Source organism: Microbulbifer mixtoriginis (SeqCode) (assembly GCF_052466695.1).
The window spans coordinates 2,829,267-2,845,214 of record NZ_CP174285.1 but is presented as its reverse complement, the minus strand read 5'-3'; the positions used below and the strand labels follow the sequence as shown (position 1 = coordinate 2,845,214).

The window sequence follows — 15,948 nt, the reverse complement described above, 5'->3', positions numbered from 1 at the left end:
GAATCCTAAGAAAAAGTGTGAATTGCGACTGTAAGCCAAGAAAAATTCTGGTTTCCTGCTGCATTTACTTGGCGGATAGTTTGTTGTGAACAGAATTTTTTATAGAACCGGGAACTAAAACCAGGCGCGAAAACCGACAACCCACACGGTGCTATATACCTTTTCCCCTTCTTCACGGGCAAAATCTGCGGCATTGCCCACAACTCGTTCATGGTGAACGCCGATATAGGGGGAAAATTTAGGGTGAATTTCGTAGAGTAGACGCAATCCTATTTCTATTTGAGACAATCCGCTGCCACTGCCAGCGATTTCATCATTTTGGCCAAAGAAATTCAGCTCCAGGCGCGGAATAAGGCTCACTTTTTCTGCGAGCTTTGCATCATATTCCCCTTCCAGGCGAAAAGCTGTACTGCCGTTCCTTCCCAGAAATAGCACTGCATCCATTTCTAATGAGTAAGGGGTTTCTCCAACCAGCCCAATCGCCAGCCAATTGCGGCTGGTAGTTTCCCGCTGTAGGTCGTGTCGGAAGCCGGCGAGGAAATTCCAATCTTTGGAAATGGATCGGCTGTAGACCAGCCATCGCTCATTTTTTTCCGTTTCTCCTCCTCCCCGCTCAAAGTCTACTTCCAGCACTACTTTATTGACGTCATCTCCATAACTGAAATCGCCTTCGATTGCCGCGCCGTTCATACCGCGCCGTTCGAATTGGTCAAGGCTGAGTTTGGCTACCGGCTTGTCCCCCTCCCCGGCCATACCATTGTCCTCTCCAGCGACTGATCCTTTTGAGGGGGCTTGGAAGCTGTGGTGCTGGTCTTCCCGATTTTGCGCTTTAGCTGCTTGAAAACCCAGTTGCAAGCACAGGGTAACAATTATTATCACTGTCGCTTTGGTACAGAGAGTGCGCCTCATACCACGCGCACCTCTCGGAAAATACCGTATGTGCGATAAAGCATTTGGCAGTGTAATGCCCAGCGCCCCCGGGTATCGGCATTTACTAGGTAACTGATCTTGGCACCGGGCTGCACCATCACCGTGTGCTTGCGAGGTAGATACTCTCGGTCACCAGTTTCCAACTCACTCCATAAACCGTGCAGGTGCATGGGCTGGGTGAGTAGGGTGTCGTTCACCAGAGTGATACGTAGACGCTCGCCATAAGCCAATAATATTGGTGTGGCGTTTTTATATTTAACACCGTCAATGGACCATAGGTAACGAGCTGGATTACCGGTGAGATGTAGTTGTAGTTCTCGCTGCGGTTGGCGTTGGTCTAATGATGGTGTGAGACTGCGAAGATCCCTGTAGGTTAGGATGCGGCGGTTGTAACGCTGCTGGTGTTCACGGAGTCCAACACCGGGATCATCCATTCCATTTTGGGGAGCGAGCACGCGCAGGGCTACGCCATGGCCCTTTTCTGTTGGCTGGTGGATGATGGGGCTATGGCTTCCCAGGCCAGCGGGGGCCAGTTTGGCATTGCCTTCTTCTGCAGTGGGCTGTCTATCAGCAGCTCTAGCACCACTGGCACGGGTGAATCCCATATCGCGCTTATTGAGAATAGGGATTGGATCCATGGGGGGAACTTCGGCAGAAAGACTCTGAGCGGGCGTTAAGGTACCGCGAGCGTAACCGCCGCGATCGATCGCCTGGGCAAAAAGGGTGTAGGCTCTGTCGCCACTGGGCCTAACTACCACATCGTAGGTTTCCCCAGTACCTAGGCGGAATTCATCCACTCTCACCGGCTGAATATTCTGGCCATCAGCAGTCACCACGGTCATATCCAGACCGGGAATGCGTAGGTCGAAGATTGTCATGGCAGAGGCGTTGATAAAACGCAGCCGTACTTTCTCACCGGGGGCAAATTGGGCAGTCCAATTGTCTTCCGGAGTTTGTCCATTGATCAGGTAGCTGTAGGTGTAGCCTGTGACATCAGACACATCTCGATCAGACATGCCTGCGAAGTTCCATGGGTGTCGTTCACGCCAGGTTTGCTCTATGCCTTTCGCGCGTACATCTCGCCAGAGATCTGTGGTGGTGCGGTGGCGGCGCCGGTTGTAATAGTGGCCATCTTTCTTCAGGTTTGAATAAATCAGCTGGGGGGATTCATCGCTCCAATCGGAGAGCAACACTACATAGTCCCGGTCATAGGTCACCGGCTCTCCCACAGCTGGATCGATGACGATAGCACCGTAGAGTCCCTGCTGCCTCTGGAAGCCGGAGTGACTGTGATACCAGTAAGTTCCGCTTTGTGTGACTTTAAAGCGGTATCGAAAATTTTCCCCGGGCCTAATACCGGAGAAATTGAGCCCTGGTACACCATTCATAGGATTGGGCACCCTGATGCCATACCAGTGAATCGAAGTGTTTTTATCTAATTGGTTGAGGACATTGAGAGTGACAGTTTGCCCCTCGTGCCAGTGCAGGATTGGGCCGGGAATAGAATCGTTAACTGAAATTGCGTTGTGGGGTTGTCCGGTCAGGTTGACTGCCCTTTGGTCTACCCGCAGGGAGAAATTCTCGCCAGTTAAAGTCGTGGGAGGGGGGACTCGCGCCCTGGCGGGGGTAGGGGAGCCGGGCATGCCCAGCAGGGCCATGCCGGCGCTGATTCCGGTTACAAAGGTGCGGCGCGAAACCGAGCCGCACCGCGGAGGTTTTGTCATCGACAGTCCTCAGAACTGTTCTCCGGCCGCGTTGATTTCTGCATAAACCACGCTGCTGCCGTCCTTGTTTAACTGCATTACCTGGTAGGGGGTAAAGCGATCGCCCATCTCCATGCCAGGGCTTCCGAGAGGCATACCGGGCACAGCCAGCCCCAGCGCACCCTGAGGCGGACTTTGCAAAAATTGCTGAATCAGCTTGGCTGGCACATGCCCTTCGAAAACATAGCCTTCCTTGGACACACTGGTGTGGCAAGACTGGTAGCGGGGTTCGATTCCGTGCTGTTTTTTGACGCCGTTGAGGTCATCGACATCCTTTGCCACCACTTCGAAGCCGCTGTTGCGAGCGTGGTCCACCCAAACTTTGCAGCAGCCACAGGTAGCGGATTTATAGGTAGTTAGGTTCTGCGCTTGAGATTCTTTGGGCTCGGTGGGTTCGGCACAAGCACTGAGGGCTAATGTAGTAACAAGCGCGGCAATTGCGGCTAAAAAAGATCGGTACATGGAATTACTCCTGTCATTCATATCAACTGACCCACCACATCGTCAGTGCAGCATAGGTGCAGCTAGTGGCGGGCAAAAAAGATTTATCGGCGAAGTTTATTGCTGGAGCCGAGGCTCAGGTGGCAATAGGAGGCCGCAGGGCGCTTTCCGGGTCGGGGGAAGGTTTAAATACTGTGTGGGCAGTTGCCAGGGAAATTGGCCGCGAAAAATTCGGGATATTGGCGGAGATTACGGCGAGGCTATTGCTCAATCCCGGGCAGCAGCCGCATTCGATACCACAGTCACCGCGGTGCTCACTGTGGCAATCATCGGCTTTATCCGCTTCGCAGTGGCCCTGTTCGCTGCTTTCCATGCTCAGCATATCTGCAGGTTCCGCACAGGGCACGGCCGATGCTAGGCCGGCGAAGGCCAACAGCAGTATCAGCAACAAGGTGCGAAGGTAGGCAATGTACATAAAGCAGGCCAGGAGAAGTATGTCGGTCAGTGTATGTGTGGGCAGCAGGGGGCGCAAGCACAGCGGGAGGTTGGAGGAGGTTAAGGGAAAGCGTCCCGCTCTCCCTTGGTTTTATGCCTGTATTGATTCGGAGCCTACAGGGTTATCGCTTGTAAAGACTGTCCTTTAGACAGGTCTTTAGGGTTTCCTCAGCGGCAAGCGATAGTCCTGATGTCGCAGCAGATCGGGTCCACATTCCAATCGCTCCAACCAGCTCAGGAAGCCTCCCTTAACTTCCTCAGAGGCAAAATACCCGCCGTGTTGAGGCACAATCATGGCTGGGTTCAGTTCTCGCACCATTTTCACCCACAGACGACAGGCCCAGTTGCCTCCCATATAGCGCTGGTGGAAACCTTCCATGGATGGAATATGCGCATCAAAATCGATGACTTCGCCCTCCTCTCCACCGAGAGAGGCGCCCACGTCACCGGAAAACAGGATGCGGCTAACCGGATCGTAGAAACTGAAGTTGCCGCAGGAGTGCATAAAGTGTGCGGGCAGGGCCCAGATTTCGCTGTCGGCAAAAGGCAGCACCTCGCCCTTGTCACTGATGGGAATGATACGGTCCTGCCAACGTTCACTACCGGCACGTGAGGCGACAAAGCCAGACACTAGGTGGGGCAGGAAGCGCGACCACAGTTTGGATACCGCTACCTTGCAGCGCGAGTGCAGCATCCAGCGTGGCAGTGAGGCAATGATGTCCGGGTCCTGGTGCGAGGCCAGGATATATTCCAGATCGCTCAGGTTCAGGTGGCGGCTGAGTTCAATGGTTAGGGGTGTGTAGGTGAGATCACCGCCGGGATCAATTAGCGCACCTTGGGTGCCGCGGCGAATCACAAACTGGTTGGCCTGCACTCCATCGCTGCCATTCTGTTCTTTAACCAGATCGCAGAAACGCGCAACCAGGTGAGGGCCTTGCTCAAATAAAATGTCCACGCCGCGGCCTCTCTTATTTAATTAGTTCAAGGTACTGGCTGAGGCGCTCCTTGTTGACGGCGATACGTTCACTCATTCCTTGAGCGTGTTTCTTGGCATCTTCCAAGTTGCCGGCCTGGCCTACCTGAATTACACCGACCATGCCCAAGGGCAGGTGCGGATCGCACTGGTACAGGTAAACGCCTTCCTTATTCAAGGTCACACTGACTTTCTCACCCATGCCGCCATTCCAACTGTCGCCCTCGGCTGGGGAGAGTACGGAACGGCTGTTGTGTGCCATATCGGTGGGCAGGAAGGTGACAGTATCGCCCACTGCAACGTTTAGGAACGCGGGTTCGAAAGTCATCATGCCGTCCTTGCCCTGGTTCAGCATCTTAACTTCGTGATCTGCTGCCAGGGCGGACGTCGAGGCCATGACGAGTGCGAGAAGCGCACTGCGAAGAGTAATAGACGACATATTTACTTCCTGTTTTGAGTAGTCGGTGATGTTGTAATGACTCTGCCTATAGGAGGAGGCGAGACGCGCCGGATATTAGCCCGGTGAAAATACGAAGAATTGATCTAGATCAATCGCGCAGATCCCAGAGAAAGTGGGAAAAAGTGCCAATACACCACTTGGGTAAAGGAGAGTCATATCTGTCTGTTAAGCGCTGCCCTCTGAAGGGAGATAAGGGGTAAACTGTGCGCCAATTTGACTGGGTGACGCTTTGGGGGAGTAACCTTGGCTGCTAAACGCAAAACTGCCTATGTGTGCAATGAATGTGGCGCTGACTATACAAAGTGGGCGGGGCAGTGCAGTGCTTGCGGTGCCTGGAACAGTCTCTCTGAAGTGCGTTTGGGGCCGGAGCACAAAGACAGCCGCGCGGCCAATTTCACCGATGCCCAGAGTGGCTATGCCGGTGCCGCCGGTGCTGGCAAGGTGCAGAAGCTCTCGGAAATCGACCTGAGTGAGCTGCCGCGTATTCCCACTTCCGCCTCGGAACTGGATCGAGTGCTGGGAGGCGGTCTGGTGCCGGGCTCGGTGGTGCTGATCGGGGGCCACCCGGGGGCGGGTAAATCCACGGTATTGCTACAGACTCTGTGCCACCTCGCTACTTCAATGCCGGCGCTGTATATCACCGGTGAAGAATCTCTTCAGCAGGTGGCTATGCGCGCCAAACGCCTGGGCCTGCCCACCGATTCCCTGCAGCTCCTCAGTGAAACTGATGTGGAGCGCATCTGCCTGGCGGCAAAAGAAGTCAATCCACGCGTGATGGTGGTGGACTCTATCCAGGTGATGCATATGAGCGATGTGCAGTCTGCTCCGGGCTCGGTGGCCCAGGTGCGTGAGAGTGCTGCTTACCTGACCCGCTTCGCCAAGCAGACTGGTACTGCGCTGATTTTAGTGGGCCATGTCACCAAAGACGGTAGTTTGGCAGGCCCCAAGGTGCTGGAACATATTATTGATTGCTCCATATTGCTCGAAGGTACTCACGACTCTCGCTTCCGCACCCTGCGTGCCCATAAAAACCGCTTTGGAGCGGTGAATGAGCTGGGGGTATTTGCCATGACCGAGCAGGGCCTTAAAGAAGTTTCTAATCCCTCCGCTATTTTCCTGCAGCGCGCCGAGGAGATCGCCGCGGGATCGGTGGTGACTTCCGTGTGGGAGGGCACCCGGCCGCTGCTGGTGGAACTGCAGGCACTGGTGGATGACAGCAGCCTCGGTAATCCGCGCCGGGTGGCGGTGGGCCTCGACCAGAACCGCCTGAATATGCTGCTGGCGGTGCTGCACCGCCATGGCGGCGTCTTGGTCGGCGATCAGGATGTGTTTATCAATGTGGTAGGCGGCGTCAAGGTAATGGAAACCAGTGCCGACCTGACTCTTTTGCTGGCAGTTGTTTCCAGCTTTCGCAATCGGGTGTTGCCGCGGGATCTGGTGGTCTTCGGTGAGGTGGGACTTTCCGGTGAGATCCGCCCCGTGCCCTCGGGCCAGGAGCGCCTGCGCGAAGCCGCTAAGCACGGTTTTCGCAAAGCGATAGTGCCCGCCGCCAATCGCCTGAAAAACGATATCGAGGGTATGGAAATGCATTCGGTAAAAACCCTGGCGGAAGCCCTTGCCGTGATCGACATGAGCTGAGTCGGATGAGTACCCGCACGTCCAGGCGTCATCTTCTCTGCTGGCAACTATTACTCGGTGCAGTGTTCATTCTGGCCGCCAAAGCTCAGGCCTATGAGCGCATTGCTTCGTTGAACCTGTGTCTGGACCAAGTACTGCTGAACTGGGCACAACCTGCGGATATTGCCTCTCTGACCTGGCTGTCCGTCGCCGAACAGTATCGCTCCCTGCCGATTCCCGAACACGTTCAGCTCAATCGCGCCCGCGCCGAGGAGCTGCTGCCATTAAAGCCAGATCTGGTGCTTGCCGGGCAGTACGGTGCCCAGCGTGCGGCTGAGCGGCTGCAGGCACTGGGTATGAATGTGGTGACCATCCCCGATGCCTACAGTCTGGAGCAGTTGCAACAACAACTCGGTGCTTTGCAAGCCGTACTGGGCCCGCTTCCTTCGCTGCAAGAGCAGAAACGCGCGTTGGCACAACTACTCGATCAGCCCGCTGCTAAACAGCGCGCCAGTGCGGTGATTCTCTCTGCCAATAACATCACTTACGGCAGCGGCATGCTGGAGCACCAGTTGCTGCAGCGCGCCGGTTTTGACAATCTCGCCACCACTCAGGGACTGGCACGGATCAGCCTGGAAGAGGTGATTGCCCTGCAACCGGATTTGTTGGTGTTCTATGGCAGCGAGCAGCATTTCGCACTGGCTTACCTGGCCGCGCGCCACCCGGTACTTCAGCGCTATATCGATAGCGGCCGCACCTATACCCTGCCGAAGCAGCTGAGCCTGTGCCCGGTACTGGCGGTGGTGGATACACTGCAACAGTTGATGGATAAGAGAGAAGCGCTTGTACAATAAAAACGCGGTTTTGCTATTGCTGGCGGCCCTGCCGCTGGCCCTGCTCGGGGCACTGGGCAGTGGCCCGGTTTCGGTGGACCTTTCCAATGCGCTGGCTGAGGGCTGGAGTGGCCAGAGCAGCGATGCGGTGATTCTGTGGCAATTGCGACTGCCCCGTGCCCTGTTGGCAATACTGGTGGGCGCTGCCTTGGGGATGGGGGGCGCCGCCATGCAGGGGATGTTGCGTAACCCTCTGGCGGAGCCGGCGCTGCTCGGTGTTTCCAGCGGTGCGGCTTTGGCGGCGGTACTGTTTCTCTATTACGGCGCAGCCTGGAAATCCGGTTGGTTGTTGCAGGCTCTGGCTATTGGTGGTGCCTTTAGCGCGGCGGCGGCGGTGTGGTTGTTGGCGGGGCGGGGCGCCAGTGCCGGACGGCTGGTGTTGGCGGGGGTGGCCATTAACGCTTTCCTATCGGCACTGATTGCACTGGCGCTTAACTATGCGCCGAGCATGTTCGCTATGCAGGAGGTGGTGTTCTGGTTGATGGGCTCGCTGGCCAATCGCGGCTGGGACCAACTGTTTTTGGCATTGCCCTTTTTGGCCGTGGGGGTGCTGTGCCTGTTTTTCACACGCAATTATTTGCGCGCGCTGGCCTTGGGTGAAGACAGTGCGGCTTCCTTGGGTTTCCAGAGCCGCGCCTATCCCTTTCTTATTTTGCTGGGCATCGCCAGTGCCGTGGGTGGTGCCGTGGCAGTAGCTGGCACCATCGGTTTTGTCGGATTGGTGGTGCCGCACCTGGTGCGCCCTCTGGTGCGCCAGGACCCCGCCCGTTTACTGTGGATCAGCGCTTTAGCTGGAGCGCTGCTGTTGCTGCTGGCAGACATTCTGGTGATTAATTTTGTCGGCGCGCAGGAGCTGCGCATTGGCGCGGTCACCGCTTTTATCGGTGCACCTTTTTTCTTCTGGCTGATTTTGACGGCGCGCAGGGGGCAGTGGTTGTGAATATGGCTAGTGAGAAAACTATTGAGGCCACCTGCGTTGCGCTGGAATTGCAGCGGGGGCGCAAGAGTGTCCTGCATGGCGTGAATTGTGTATTCAAGCCCTTCGAGCTGACCGCCGTGGTGGGCCCCAACGGCGCCGGCAAAAGCAGCCTGTTGCAGTGTTTATCGGGCGTCTTGTCCCCCGATGCGGGTCATGTTGAGCTGAATGGTCTCGATGCGGGGCAATTGCCGGCATCCCAGCGCGCGAGGCTGGGGGCTTTCCTACCGCAGTCGGAAACTCCGGCTTGGTCTCTCAGTGCGGCGGATATGGTGGCCTTGGGTTTACTGCCCTGGGGGCGCCTGCCAGATCGCGAGCAGAGAATTCAACAGGCGTTGTTATTGGTCGATGCGCAGGAATTTGCCCAGCGACCGGTCACTCAATTATCCGGTGGCGAGCTGCGCCGCGTGCAATTGGCCCGCCTGTTAGTGGGGCGGGCACCGCTGCTGATCGCCGATGAGCCCACTGCGGCGTTGGATATCCGTCACCAACTTCAGCTGATGCAGAACTTCCGCAGCCTGGCCGACAGTGGCAAAACCGTGGTGTTGGCACTGCACGACCTCAGCCTGGCGGCGCGCTTTTGCGATCGGATTCTCTTGATGCTGGATGGAGAATTGTTAGCTCAGGGAACACCGCAACAGGTACTGACCCCGACGTTGATTGGCGAAGCCTACGGGGTGAGTTGTGAATTCCGTTGGCGCGATGGTATCGCAGACTTTGTACCACTGGATTTGTTGCGAAAATCCAGTGGCTAGAAATTCCTGTCTCAGCCAAATCGCCTGCGCGGGGGCTGTGGCCGCCCCATTGCGGGTCCGCGGCGGAAGTCCTCGGAGGGTGTTCCTTTGTAGCAGCGCGGAATTATTGGCCACTCCTCAGTAAGGAAATAGGCATAAATACCCTGAGGAAAATCAGGGGTGCGCACAAAGCGGCCATTGCACTCATCGAGGGAGCCCGCCCCTTCAACATATTCGTAGTCCGCCACAAAGGTGCCGTCGTAATAGCCGCCAGGTTGCTTGTTGCTTGTTGGCCGATGTCCAGATTTCACCCGATAGCTGGAGTGCATTTTTACTACATCAGTCTCCTCATTCATGTCATCGCCATAACCATATAGTGCGTAAATGGGAAAACCATCTGCGGCCCAACCAATCAGTGGTGAATGCTGCTGCGGGGTAACTTGTAGTCTTGCCAATAGTCCGGTGGGCAGACCGTGATAATGGTAGGCCCCGTTGGGCTGGACATGGGCGTAGTTGTCGTCAACGCCGAGGGGAACTGCACCGGAGAGCGCCTCATAGCGCCAGAGGCCGCGATTACCCAGGTACCACTCTGCGGCGCTGGGATCAAAGGGCACGCCGTTAATGCCAATACCAAAATTTTGCAGGCTTACTGGTGTGGATTTTTTTGCCAACTTGGGGGCTGCGGGTACTCGGTATTTGTAGCGTTGGGTTTCGATTTTGTGGGGATTGCCGGAGTTTGGGAAGGCACCGGTTTTATGCGTGGAGATACCGTTGGCTTCAATCACCCGCCAGGGCCCCTCGATTGTGACTTTAATGCGGCTGGTGGTGATTGGGCTGTGGTCGGCGGGAACCCTATATTGTAATCCCTCCGACTGCACTACCCGATGCCTGCGCGCCGCTGGTCTGCCGTTAGCGCGCTCTTGAGAAGGGATTCTGGCAATAGCCAATGTGCCCGTCACACAGACCGGAGCCTGATCTTCAGATAAGCGCAAGCATTGGCCGCTACTGTGACCGATGCTACAACTGGAGCCGGAGGTTAACCCTTGGCAGGCTTCCACGGTTGTTTCCGGCAGGTGTCCCAGAGCTGCCGGGGCGACACAGGTGAGGCCCACTAATAGCCACTTTTTCATACTGCATTCTCGAACTGCGAGGCCCGCAAGGGCCCCAATGATTTACTCGTTATTTTCTTTCCGATCTTTGCCCGGTCTGTGGCCTTCCATTTTTGTGGGAACACACACCAGTTGCTCTTCTCTAGGGGGCATGCGGCAAGTGCCTTCCAGAGTACCGTGCGGAGTTTCCACTTTGCAGGCATCAAAGGCTTCCTGAGGAGGTTTGCGTGGCTGTGCGTTTGCAGAGGAAATCATGGCCATTAGGGCGACAGATAATAAAACCTTGTACATGGTGCTCTCCATTGAAGGCAGCTGGACAGCGCCTGCACTGAAGAGCAGGCGCGGGCGATTAGCGGCGGCCAGTATCCCCCTTCCTGGGAGGTGTTTTTTAACCAGCCGCTGATAGCCAACATAGTTCAGGAATGCGCAAGGAATGTGGATTTTTGGTAAAGAAGTGTGCAAGCGAGTAAGGGCTGAGTGGTGTTTGAAAAACAGATTTTTATTGAAAATTACCCCGTGGATTTAACGTCTCACTTTCGCTGGGGAAGCGCCAGCCACGCTGTTATACTTGCCGCCGCTTTGGGTGCCCAGCAGTGTATTTACACTTGGCTGGGGTAAACGGGAAGTCCGGTGATGTGTATACAGAGTCCGGCGCTGCCCCCGCAACGGTAAATCATTTTTCTTTACAAAATGATAAGCCCGATACCGGCCCTCGGCACTAAGCCGGAGTTTTTATATCCGGCCTTGAGGATAAAGCGGAGGGCTTTGTCTGGTCAGTGTGCCCGCCTGGGTTGCGCACCGATTGTACTCACCCTCCCTCAATCCGTTTTTCTGTTCGAGATTGGGGAACCACAATGAAAAAAACTTTATTAGCCGCTGCCGTCTTTGCCGCGGTGCAACCGCTATTGTCTGCGGCTGCGGACCTGGAAGAAATCACAGTGACTGCCAGCCGTCTGGATCTGCCCAAGAGCCAGCTGGGTGTCTCTGTTTCAATTCTTAATGCTGCCGATATTGAGCGATTGGGTTATACCAGCCTGCTGGATGTGATGCGCACTCTGCCAGGTGTTGCTGTCAGCAATAGCGGCGGAGCGGGTAAGGTCAGTTCCTTGTTTATCCGTGGGGAAAGTAATTTCCGCACCCTGGTGTTACTGGATGGGGTGAATATTGCCGACCCGACGGGTTTACAGGTAAGTACCCAATTGCAGCACTTGCAGGTTAGCGATATTGAGCGTATTGAAGTCCTGCGCGGGCCCCAGGGCATGCTTTACGGTGCCGGCGCCGGTGGCGTGATTAATATTATTAGCAAAAGGCCTGCTGAGAGTGTTAACGCCAGTGCCTCTGTAGAGGTGGGTCGTTACGGAAGCCAGAATACCAGTGCGAACCTTGGGGGAAGCATTGAATCCTGGTACTACGATTTGAGTGTTTCTGACTATTCCACCGATGGTTTTAATGCAACCGAAAAAGATTCTTCTGGTGAGGAAGATGGTTACGATAATTTTACCACCAGTGCACGTCTCGGTTACCAGATAAATGAAAATCTATCTCTCGAGGGTCAGTACCGCAAGGTGGATACTGAGACCGAGTACGACAACTGTTTTTCGGATTATCCTAATGATTGCCTGAGTCGCTTCGACCAGGAATTTTTCATCTTTAGTAGTCATTACCAGTTTGCGAACTGGAATCATAGAGTAAGCCTTTCTCAACAGGAGATTGACCGCGAAGAGGGTATCAGCCCTGGGGCCTTTCCATTTATAACAAGTGGTGAAATTCGTGAGGCAAATTATATCGGCAGCAATACCTTGAGCAGTGGAAAACTACTGTGGGGCGGAGAGTATGAACAGCAGAAATATGCTACAGAGTTTGCCGATGAGGTATTGGAAAGTACTGGCTTCTTTACGGAGTGGCACAGTGATTTCGCCGAAACAGTTTTCTATACCCTAGGCTACCGTCGCGATAGCCTGGAGACTGAGGATCACAATAGCTGGCGTGTCTCTGCAGCTCTACCTGTTTCTCTAGGTGATGATCAGCAGCTCAAGTATCGCGCGAGTTTTGGAACCGGTTACCGTGCTCCGAGCCCGTACGAATATACTACCAATGCTTCTTTGGGGGCTGAAACCAGTCGTGGTTATGAGTTGGGTCTGGAATACCAGTGGGCACAATTATTACAGGCTGAGCTGACCTACTTCGACCAGGAGATAAGCGATGCTATTTTTTATAATTACACAACCTGGTCTTATGAACAGGATGATGGTGAGAGTCAATCTGAGGGGGTGGAACTGTCCTTGGGCGGCAACCTTAATAGCAATCTGGATTGGTCTATAACTGGCACTTGGCTGAACTCAGAGGACTTCACAGGCGCTCAGCGTGGTGGAGTGCCCCAGAGGGTATTTAACTTCGGCCTCAGCCACCAATGGCTGGGAGATAAGTTGACTCTGAGTGGTAACTGGCAGCGGGTTGAGGATCGTATCGATGGTTATACCGGAATTGCTCTGGAGAACTATAGTAAGGTTGATCTGAATGCTGTCTATCGGGTCTCCCCCAATATGCGGGTTAATCTACGCGGTGAAAATGTGTTGGACCGGAACTATCGCGAAGTTGCGGGTTATTACACAGCAGGCGCAGCAGTTTATGCCGGTATAGAATTTAGCTTGTAAAAATGTTTGGAGAGATAGCCCCTTGGGCTATCTCTCTGTTCACTCTCTTCTAACGATTCAATCCCGGTGTTTCTCTTCCCGGCGGCTATTATTGCAGCGTCTAGTTTTTTCCGGGAGCTATTTTGTGGCGGTATTCAGTAATGATGGCGTGGAATTGCATTTTGAAGTTCGCGGAAGGGGCCCGCGCTTGGTGTTTCACCCTGGTACCCTCAGTGATCTCAGGGTAGCCCCGACTATTTTCGACTCCCCGTTGGCGAATCGGTTTGAAATCTTAACCTTTGACCCCCGTGGCATCGGTCAGTCTGATTCACCCATCGACTCTCCCAATATGGCCGATTACGCCCTAGACCTTAAACGACTGATGGATCATCTCGATTGGCGGGATGCGTATCTACTGGGAGAATCATTTGGTGGCATGGTCGCTCAGGAATTTGCATTGCAATATCCCCAGTTGGTGCGAAAACTGGTTTTATTGGTAACCAGCTCCGGAGGCCGCGGAGGCGCTTCATTCCCATTTCATCAATACGATATTGAGGCTATGAGCCTTGAGGAAAAAGTGAACCTATGGGTGACTGCGGGCGATAGCCGCCTGCAAAGTGCCGATGGTATACATTCAGAATCAGCACTCTATACATTTTTAAATAAGTATTATCGCCAGGTCTGTGAACTGGCGGCAAGCAAGCCTGACGGAGCCCTGTGCCGTATGCGACAGCTTCAGGCGAGAAAAGGCCACGATACTTTTGCTCGCCTACCGACTCTAGAGGTAGAAACGCTGATCTGTGCCGGGCGCTACGATAGTGTCGCTCCTTTTGAAAATCAGCGGGCTTTGTTTCGGCGGATCCCCAATTCGCGCTTGGGTATTTTTTCCGGTGGCCACAATGTTCTCTGGCAGGATGATCTGATTTGGGATTTTATTTCTGCATTTTTAGCAATGACAGAGTGAGAAGCCTCTGAATAACGACGCACACTTGAGTGCAATCTGCACGCTCCCTTTACTTTAAATGTTTGATGGTATTTATGAGTTCAGAATCACAGGATAAAAAGAGTCGACATAAGTCACGTATGCAGAACCGTAAAAAAATTGTGGATGAGGCGATTTCTAAAGCGCTGGAGGAGCGCGGCATAGTGATTCTCTATACCGGCGATGGCAAGGGTAAAACCACTGCAGCGATGGGCACAGTCACCCGTGCCCTGGGCTTCGGTTACTCCACCGTGGTGACTCAATTTATTAAAGGCACCTGGGAGTGTGGAGAAAAGAATCTTCTAATGGGCGCCGCCCACCCGTTACAGTGGTATCAAATGGGCACTGATTTCACCTGGGAAACCCAGGATTTTGAAGCCGATAAAGCTGCGGCAATGGCACTTTGGGAGAAGGCGCGGGAGGCGTTGCGGGATGAGCGAGTTTATCTGGTGGTTTTGGATGAGCTCACCTACGCGCTGAATTACCGCTGGTTGGACAAAGAAGAGGTAGTACAGGCGATACAGCAGCGGCCCAGGGATCAGACGGTTGTTATAACTGGACGCGGGGCTAAGCAGTACCTCAAGGATGTAGCCGATACTGTGAGCGAAATGTGTGCGGAAAAACACGCATTCAATACTGGTATTGCCGCTCGCAGAGGCATTGAGTGGTGATTGTGAAGTCGTGCAATCTGAATAGAGGAGCTAAATAGAGACTTAAGCTGAAGCAAAATTCATTCAGCGAAAGCCTCTTGTCAGCAGCGTTTATTCGACTTCAGCCAACTCTTGTGCGGCTTCGCGGGCTACTATCTGTGCCATCAGCTGGCGTCTTACTCGCATTGGGGTGGTGGCAAACCAGCGATAACAGGCGCGGTTGAAAGAGCTCTGTTCGCGATAACCCAGCATATCCGAAATCTGGGACATGGGGGGTTGTTTACCGCTTAAATAATACTCGGCACGCTCCCGGCGAATGCGATCCAATAGATCCTCAAATACCAATTCCCGGTCCCTCAGCCTGCGCTGTAGGGTACGCTTGTGCATACCCAGCTGATTGGCGACTTCTTGTAGGCTGCACCTTTTTAAAGGCATCAGGCAATAAATCAGCTGCTGCACCTGTTCCACCAAACTGGCTTCCCCCTTTTGCAGAAGCTCTTCGATATAGGTTTTCAAGAGTGGACGCAGGCTGGGATTGCATTTCTCTGTAGGTTGCAGCAGGGAGCTGCTATTCAGGATAAATGCATCAGTTTCCTTGCCGAAGTGTACGGAAACCCCAAAGAAGTTTTCGTAATGGTCATGTACGGGGCGCTCGGTTTTTAGGTGAACACTTTCCAGCTGAAAATTACTCCCACAAAGGTGTTGTAGAGCTACCAATGAAACACCGAGTAGAAACTCGCGGGATTGTTGCTGGGGGGGAGGAGCGTCCTCGGCAAGCTGAGCTTCCAGGTCATCGATACACAGAAAACTTAGATGCGTGTGTTTCCCCTTTTTTGTGAGTTCAACTCGCAGATTATAGGGAGAATTGCCTAGCTGTTTTATCGCTGTGTTAAGGAATTCACCCAAAGTAAGGGACTGTAGTACCGCAGCCCCAAGAGAACCCAGTGCGGCAGCCCCCTGACTGTAGGCAAGACGCAGTCCAAAGTCGGCGCAGTTCAACTGGCTAGCGGTCTTGTTCAGCAGCTCAGCCACTTGATCTAGTGCCAGATACCCATCAAGGCTCTCAACCTGGTGGGGGTTAATACGGGAACTGATCAGCAGGGCTTCAGGGCTACCTTTTAATTGGCTCACCAACTCGTAAAAGCCTGTTAACAGGGTCGTTCTTATTTGTTGAGTCAATTTTTATAAATCCTGTGAATCCCCTGGAAAAAATTGCTGTTATTCATTTCCCAGGTGGAGAAAGGTTAATCCAGCGGAATAGATCGGATCTGGGCGGACGCCAAAGATAAAAA

At 54.0% G+C, this 15,948-nt stretch carries 16 protein-coding genes and 1 riboswitch; of the genes, 7 read left to right on the top strand and 9 right to left on the bottom strand.

The annotated features are described in order from the left end of the window. Positions 1-114 precede the first annotated feature (114 nt). From ACJJI0_RS12495 to ACJJI0_RS12470, 6 genes are all read right to left on the bottom strand, one after another. Positions 115-909 (bottom strand): copper resistance protein B, encoded by a 795-nt coding sequence (locus ACJJI0_RS12495; protein WP_444882828.1) that lies wholly within the window; start codon positions 907-909, stop codon positions 115-117. After that, complete coding sequence (locus tag ACJJI0_RS12490) at positions 906-2,654, bottom strand: copper resistance system multicopper oxidase (RefSeq protein WP_444882827.1); 1,749 nt, start codon at positions 2,652-2,654, stop codon at positions 906-908. Before ACJJI0_RS12490 ends, ACJJI0_RS12495 begins: the two co-directional genes overlap by 4 nt. Positions 2,655-2,663: 9 nt before the next feature. Continuing rightward, a complete protein-coding gene (locus ACJJI0_RS12485) occupies positions 2,664-3,155 on the bottom strand; it encodes a DUF411 domain-containing protein (protein ID WP_444882826.1) in 492 nt (163 codons plus the stop codon). A gap of 115 nt (positions 3,156-3,270) precedes the next feature. Next, positions 3,271-3,609 (bottom strand): hypothetical protein, encoded by a 339-nt coding sequence (locus ACJJI0_RS12480; RefSeq protein WP_444882825.1) that lies wholly within the window; start codon positions 3,607-3,609, stop codon positions 3,271-3,273. Positions 3,610-3,786: 177 nt separating this feature from the next. Further along, positions 3,787-4,584 carry an oxygen-binding di-iron domain-containing protein gene (locus ACJJI0_RS12475; RefSeq protein ID WP_252083385.1) on the bottom strand — a complete coding sequence of 266 codons (798 nt, stop codon included), beginning with the start codon at positions 4,582-4,584 and terminating at the stop codon, positions 3,787-3,789. 13 nt (positions 4,585-4,597) lie between these two features. Then, a complete protein-coding gene (locus ACJJI0_RS12470) occupies positions 4,598-5,041 on the bottom strand; it encodes a pseudoazurin (RefSeq protein ID WP_444882824.1) in 444 nt (147 codons plus the stop codon). A 264-nt stretch (positions 5,042-5,305) separates the two neighbouring features. On the opposite strand from ACJJI0_RS12470, the gene radA reads away from it, so the two are divergent. The 4 genes from radA to ACJJI0_RS12450 are packed head-to-tail and all read left to right on the top strand — an operon-like array spanning position 5,306 to position 9,303. Beyond that, a complete protein-coding gene (gene radA / locus ACJJI0_RS12465; RefSeq protein WP_444882823.1) occupies positions 5,306-6,700 on the top strand; it encodes a DNA repair protein RadA in 1,395 nt (464 codons plus the stop codon). Positions 6,701-6,705: 5 nt separating this feature from the next. Then, positions 6,706-7,533, top strand: a complete 828-nt coding sequence (locus ACJJI0_RS12460; protein WP_444882822.1) for an ABC transporter substrate-binding protein — start codon at positions 6,706-6,708, stop codon at positions 7,531-7,533. Next, the gene (locus ACJJI0_RS12455) at positions 7,523-8,512 is read left to right on the top strand and encodes a FecCD family ABC transporter permease (protein WP_252083381.1); all 990 of its coding nucleotides are present in this window, start codon (positions 7,523-7,525) and stop codon (positions 8,510-8,512) included. Before ACJJI0_RS12460 ends, ACJJI0_RS12455 begins: the two co-directional genes overlap by 11 nt. 2 nt (positions 8,513-8,514) lie before the next feature. After that, on the top strand, positions 8,515-9,303 hold the full coding sequence (locus ACJJI0_RS12450) for an ABC transporter ATP-binding protein (protein WP_444882821.1): 789 nt from the start codon (positions 8,515-8,517) through the stop codon (positions 9,301-9,303). A gap of 11 nt (positions 9,304-9,314) precedes the next feature. Here ACJJI0_RS12450 and ACJJI0_RS12445 read toward each other — a convergent pair whose 3' ends face one another. Then, the gene (locus ACJJI0_RS12445; protein ID WP_444882820.1) at positions 9,315-10,412 is read right to left on the bottom strand and encodes a YHYH protein; all 1,098 of its coding nucleotides are present in this window, start codon (positions 10,410-10,412) and stop codon (positions 9,315-9,317) included. Positions 10,413-10,454: 42 nt separating this feature from the next. Next, positions 10,455-10,682, bottom strand: a complete 228-nt coding sequence (locus tag ACJJI0_RS12440; protein ID WP_444882819.1) for a hypothetical protein — start codon at positions 10,680-10,682, stop codon at positions 10,455-10,457. 273 nt (positions 10,683-10,955) lie between these two features. Further along, a riboswitch (cobalamin riboswitch) is annotated at positions 10,956-11,119 on the top strand. Positions 11,120-11,245: 126 nt separating this feature from the next. On the opposite strand from ACJJI0_RS12440, the gene ACJJI0_RS12435 reads away from it, so the two are divergent. From ACJJI0_RS12435 to cobO, 3 genes are all read left to right on the top strand, one after another. Further along, positions 11,246-13,045: a TonB-dependent receptor plug domain-containing protein gene (locus ACJJI0_RS12435; protein ID WP_444882818.1), complete on the top strand. Its 1,800-nt coding sequence runs from the start codon at positions 11,246-11,248 to the stop codon at positions 13,043-13,045. A gap of 124 nt (positions 13,046-13,169) precedes the next feature. After that, positions 13,170-13,988, top strand: a complete 819-nt coding sequence (locus ACJJI0_RS12430) for an alpha/beta fold hydrolase (protein ID WP_444882817.1) — start codon at positions 13,170-13,172, stop codon at positions 13,986-13,988. Between the two features lie 74 nt (positions 13,989-14,062). Beyond that, positions 14,063-14,677 (top strand): cob(I)yrinic acid a,c-diamide adenosyltransferase, encoded by a 615-nt coding sequence (gene cobO, locus ACJJI0_RS12425; RefSeq protein ID WP_444882816.1) that lies wholly within the window; start codon positions 14,063-14,065, stop codon positions 14,675-14,677. A 90-nt stretch (positions 14,678-14,767) separates the two neighbouring features. Here cobO and ACJJI0_RS12420 read toward each other — a convergent pair whose 3' ends face one another. Further along, positions 14,768-15,835 carry an AraC family transcriptional regulator gene (locus ACJJI0_RS12420; protein ID WP_444882815.1) on the bottom strand — a complete coding sequence of 356 codons (1,068 nt, stop codon included), beginning with the start codon at positions 15,833-15,835 and terminating at the stop codon, positions 14,768-14,770. Between the last annotated feature and the right edge of the window lie 113 nt (positions 15,836-15,948).

What these genes read in the sequence shown, in the direction of transcription:
- ACJJI0_RS12495 (WP_444882828.1), bottom strand. Translation starts at nt 909, where the DNA reads ATGAGGCGCACTCTCTGTACCAAAGCGACAGTGATAATAATTGTTACC.
- ACJJI0_RS12490 (WP_444882827.1), bottom strand. Translation starts at nt 2,654, where the DNA reads ATGACAAAACCTCCGCGGTGCGGCTCGGTTTCGCGCCGCACCTTTGTA.
- ACJJI0_RS12485 (WP_444882826.1), bottom strand. Translation starts at nt 3,155, where the DNA reads ATGTACCGATCTTTTTTAGCCGCAATTGCCGCGCTTGTTACTACATTA.
- ACJJI0_RS12480 (WP_444882825.1), bottom strand. Translation starts at nt 3,609, where the DNA reads ATGTACATTGCCTACCTTCGCACCTTGTTGCTGATACTGCTGTTGGCC.
- ACJJI0_RS12470 (WP_444882824.1), bottom strand. Translation starts at nt 5,041, where the DNA reads ATGTCGTCTATTACTCTTCGCAGTGCGCTTCTCGCACTCGTCATGGCC.
- ACJJI0_RS12460 (WP_444882822.1), top strand. Translation starts at nt 6,706, where the DNA reads ATGAGTACCCGCACGTCCAGGCGTCATCTTCTCTGCTGGCAACTATTA.
- ACJJI0_RS12450 (WP_444882821.1), top strand. Translation starts at nt 8,515, where the DNA reads ATGGCTAGTGAGAAAACTATTGAGGCCACCTGCGTTGCGCTGGAATTG.
- ACJJI0_RS12445 (WP_444882820.1), bottom strand. Translation starts at nt 10,412, where the DNA reads ATGAAAAAGTGGCTATTAGTGGGCCTCACCTGTGTCGCCCCGGCAGCT.
- ACJJI0_RS12440 (WP_444882819.1), bottom strand. Translation starts at nt 10,682, where the DNA reads ATGTACAAGGTTTTATTATCTGTCGCCCTAATGGCCATGATTTCCTCT.
- ACJJI0_RS12435 (WP_444882818.1), top strand. Translation starts at nt 11,246, where the DNA reads ATGAAAAAAACTTTATTAGCCGCTGCCGTCTTTGCCGCGGTGCAACCG.
- cobO (WP_444882816.1), top strand. Translation starts at nt 14,063, where the DNA reads ATGAGTTCAGAATCACAGGATAAAAAGAGTCGACATAAGTCACGTATG.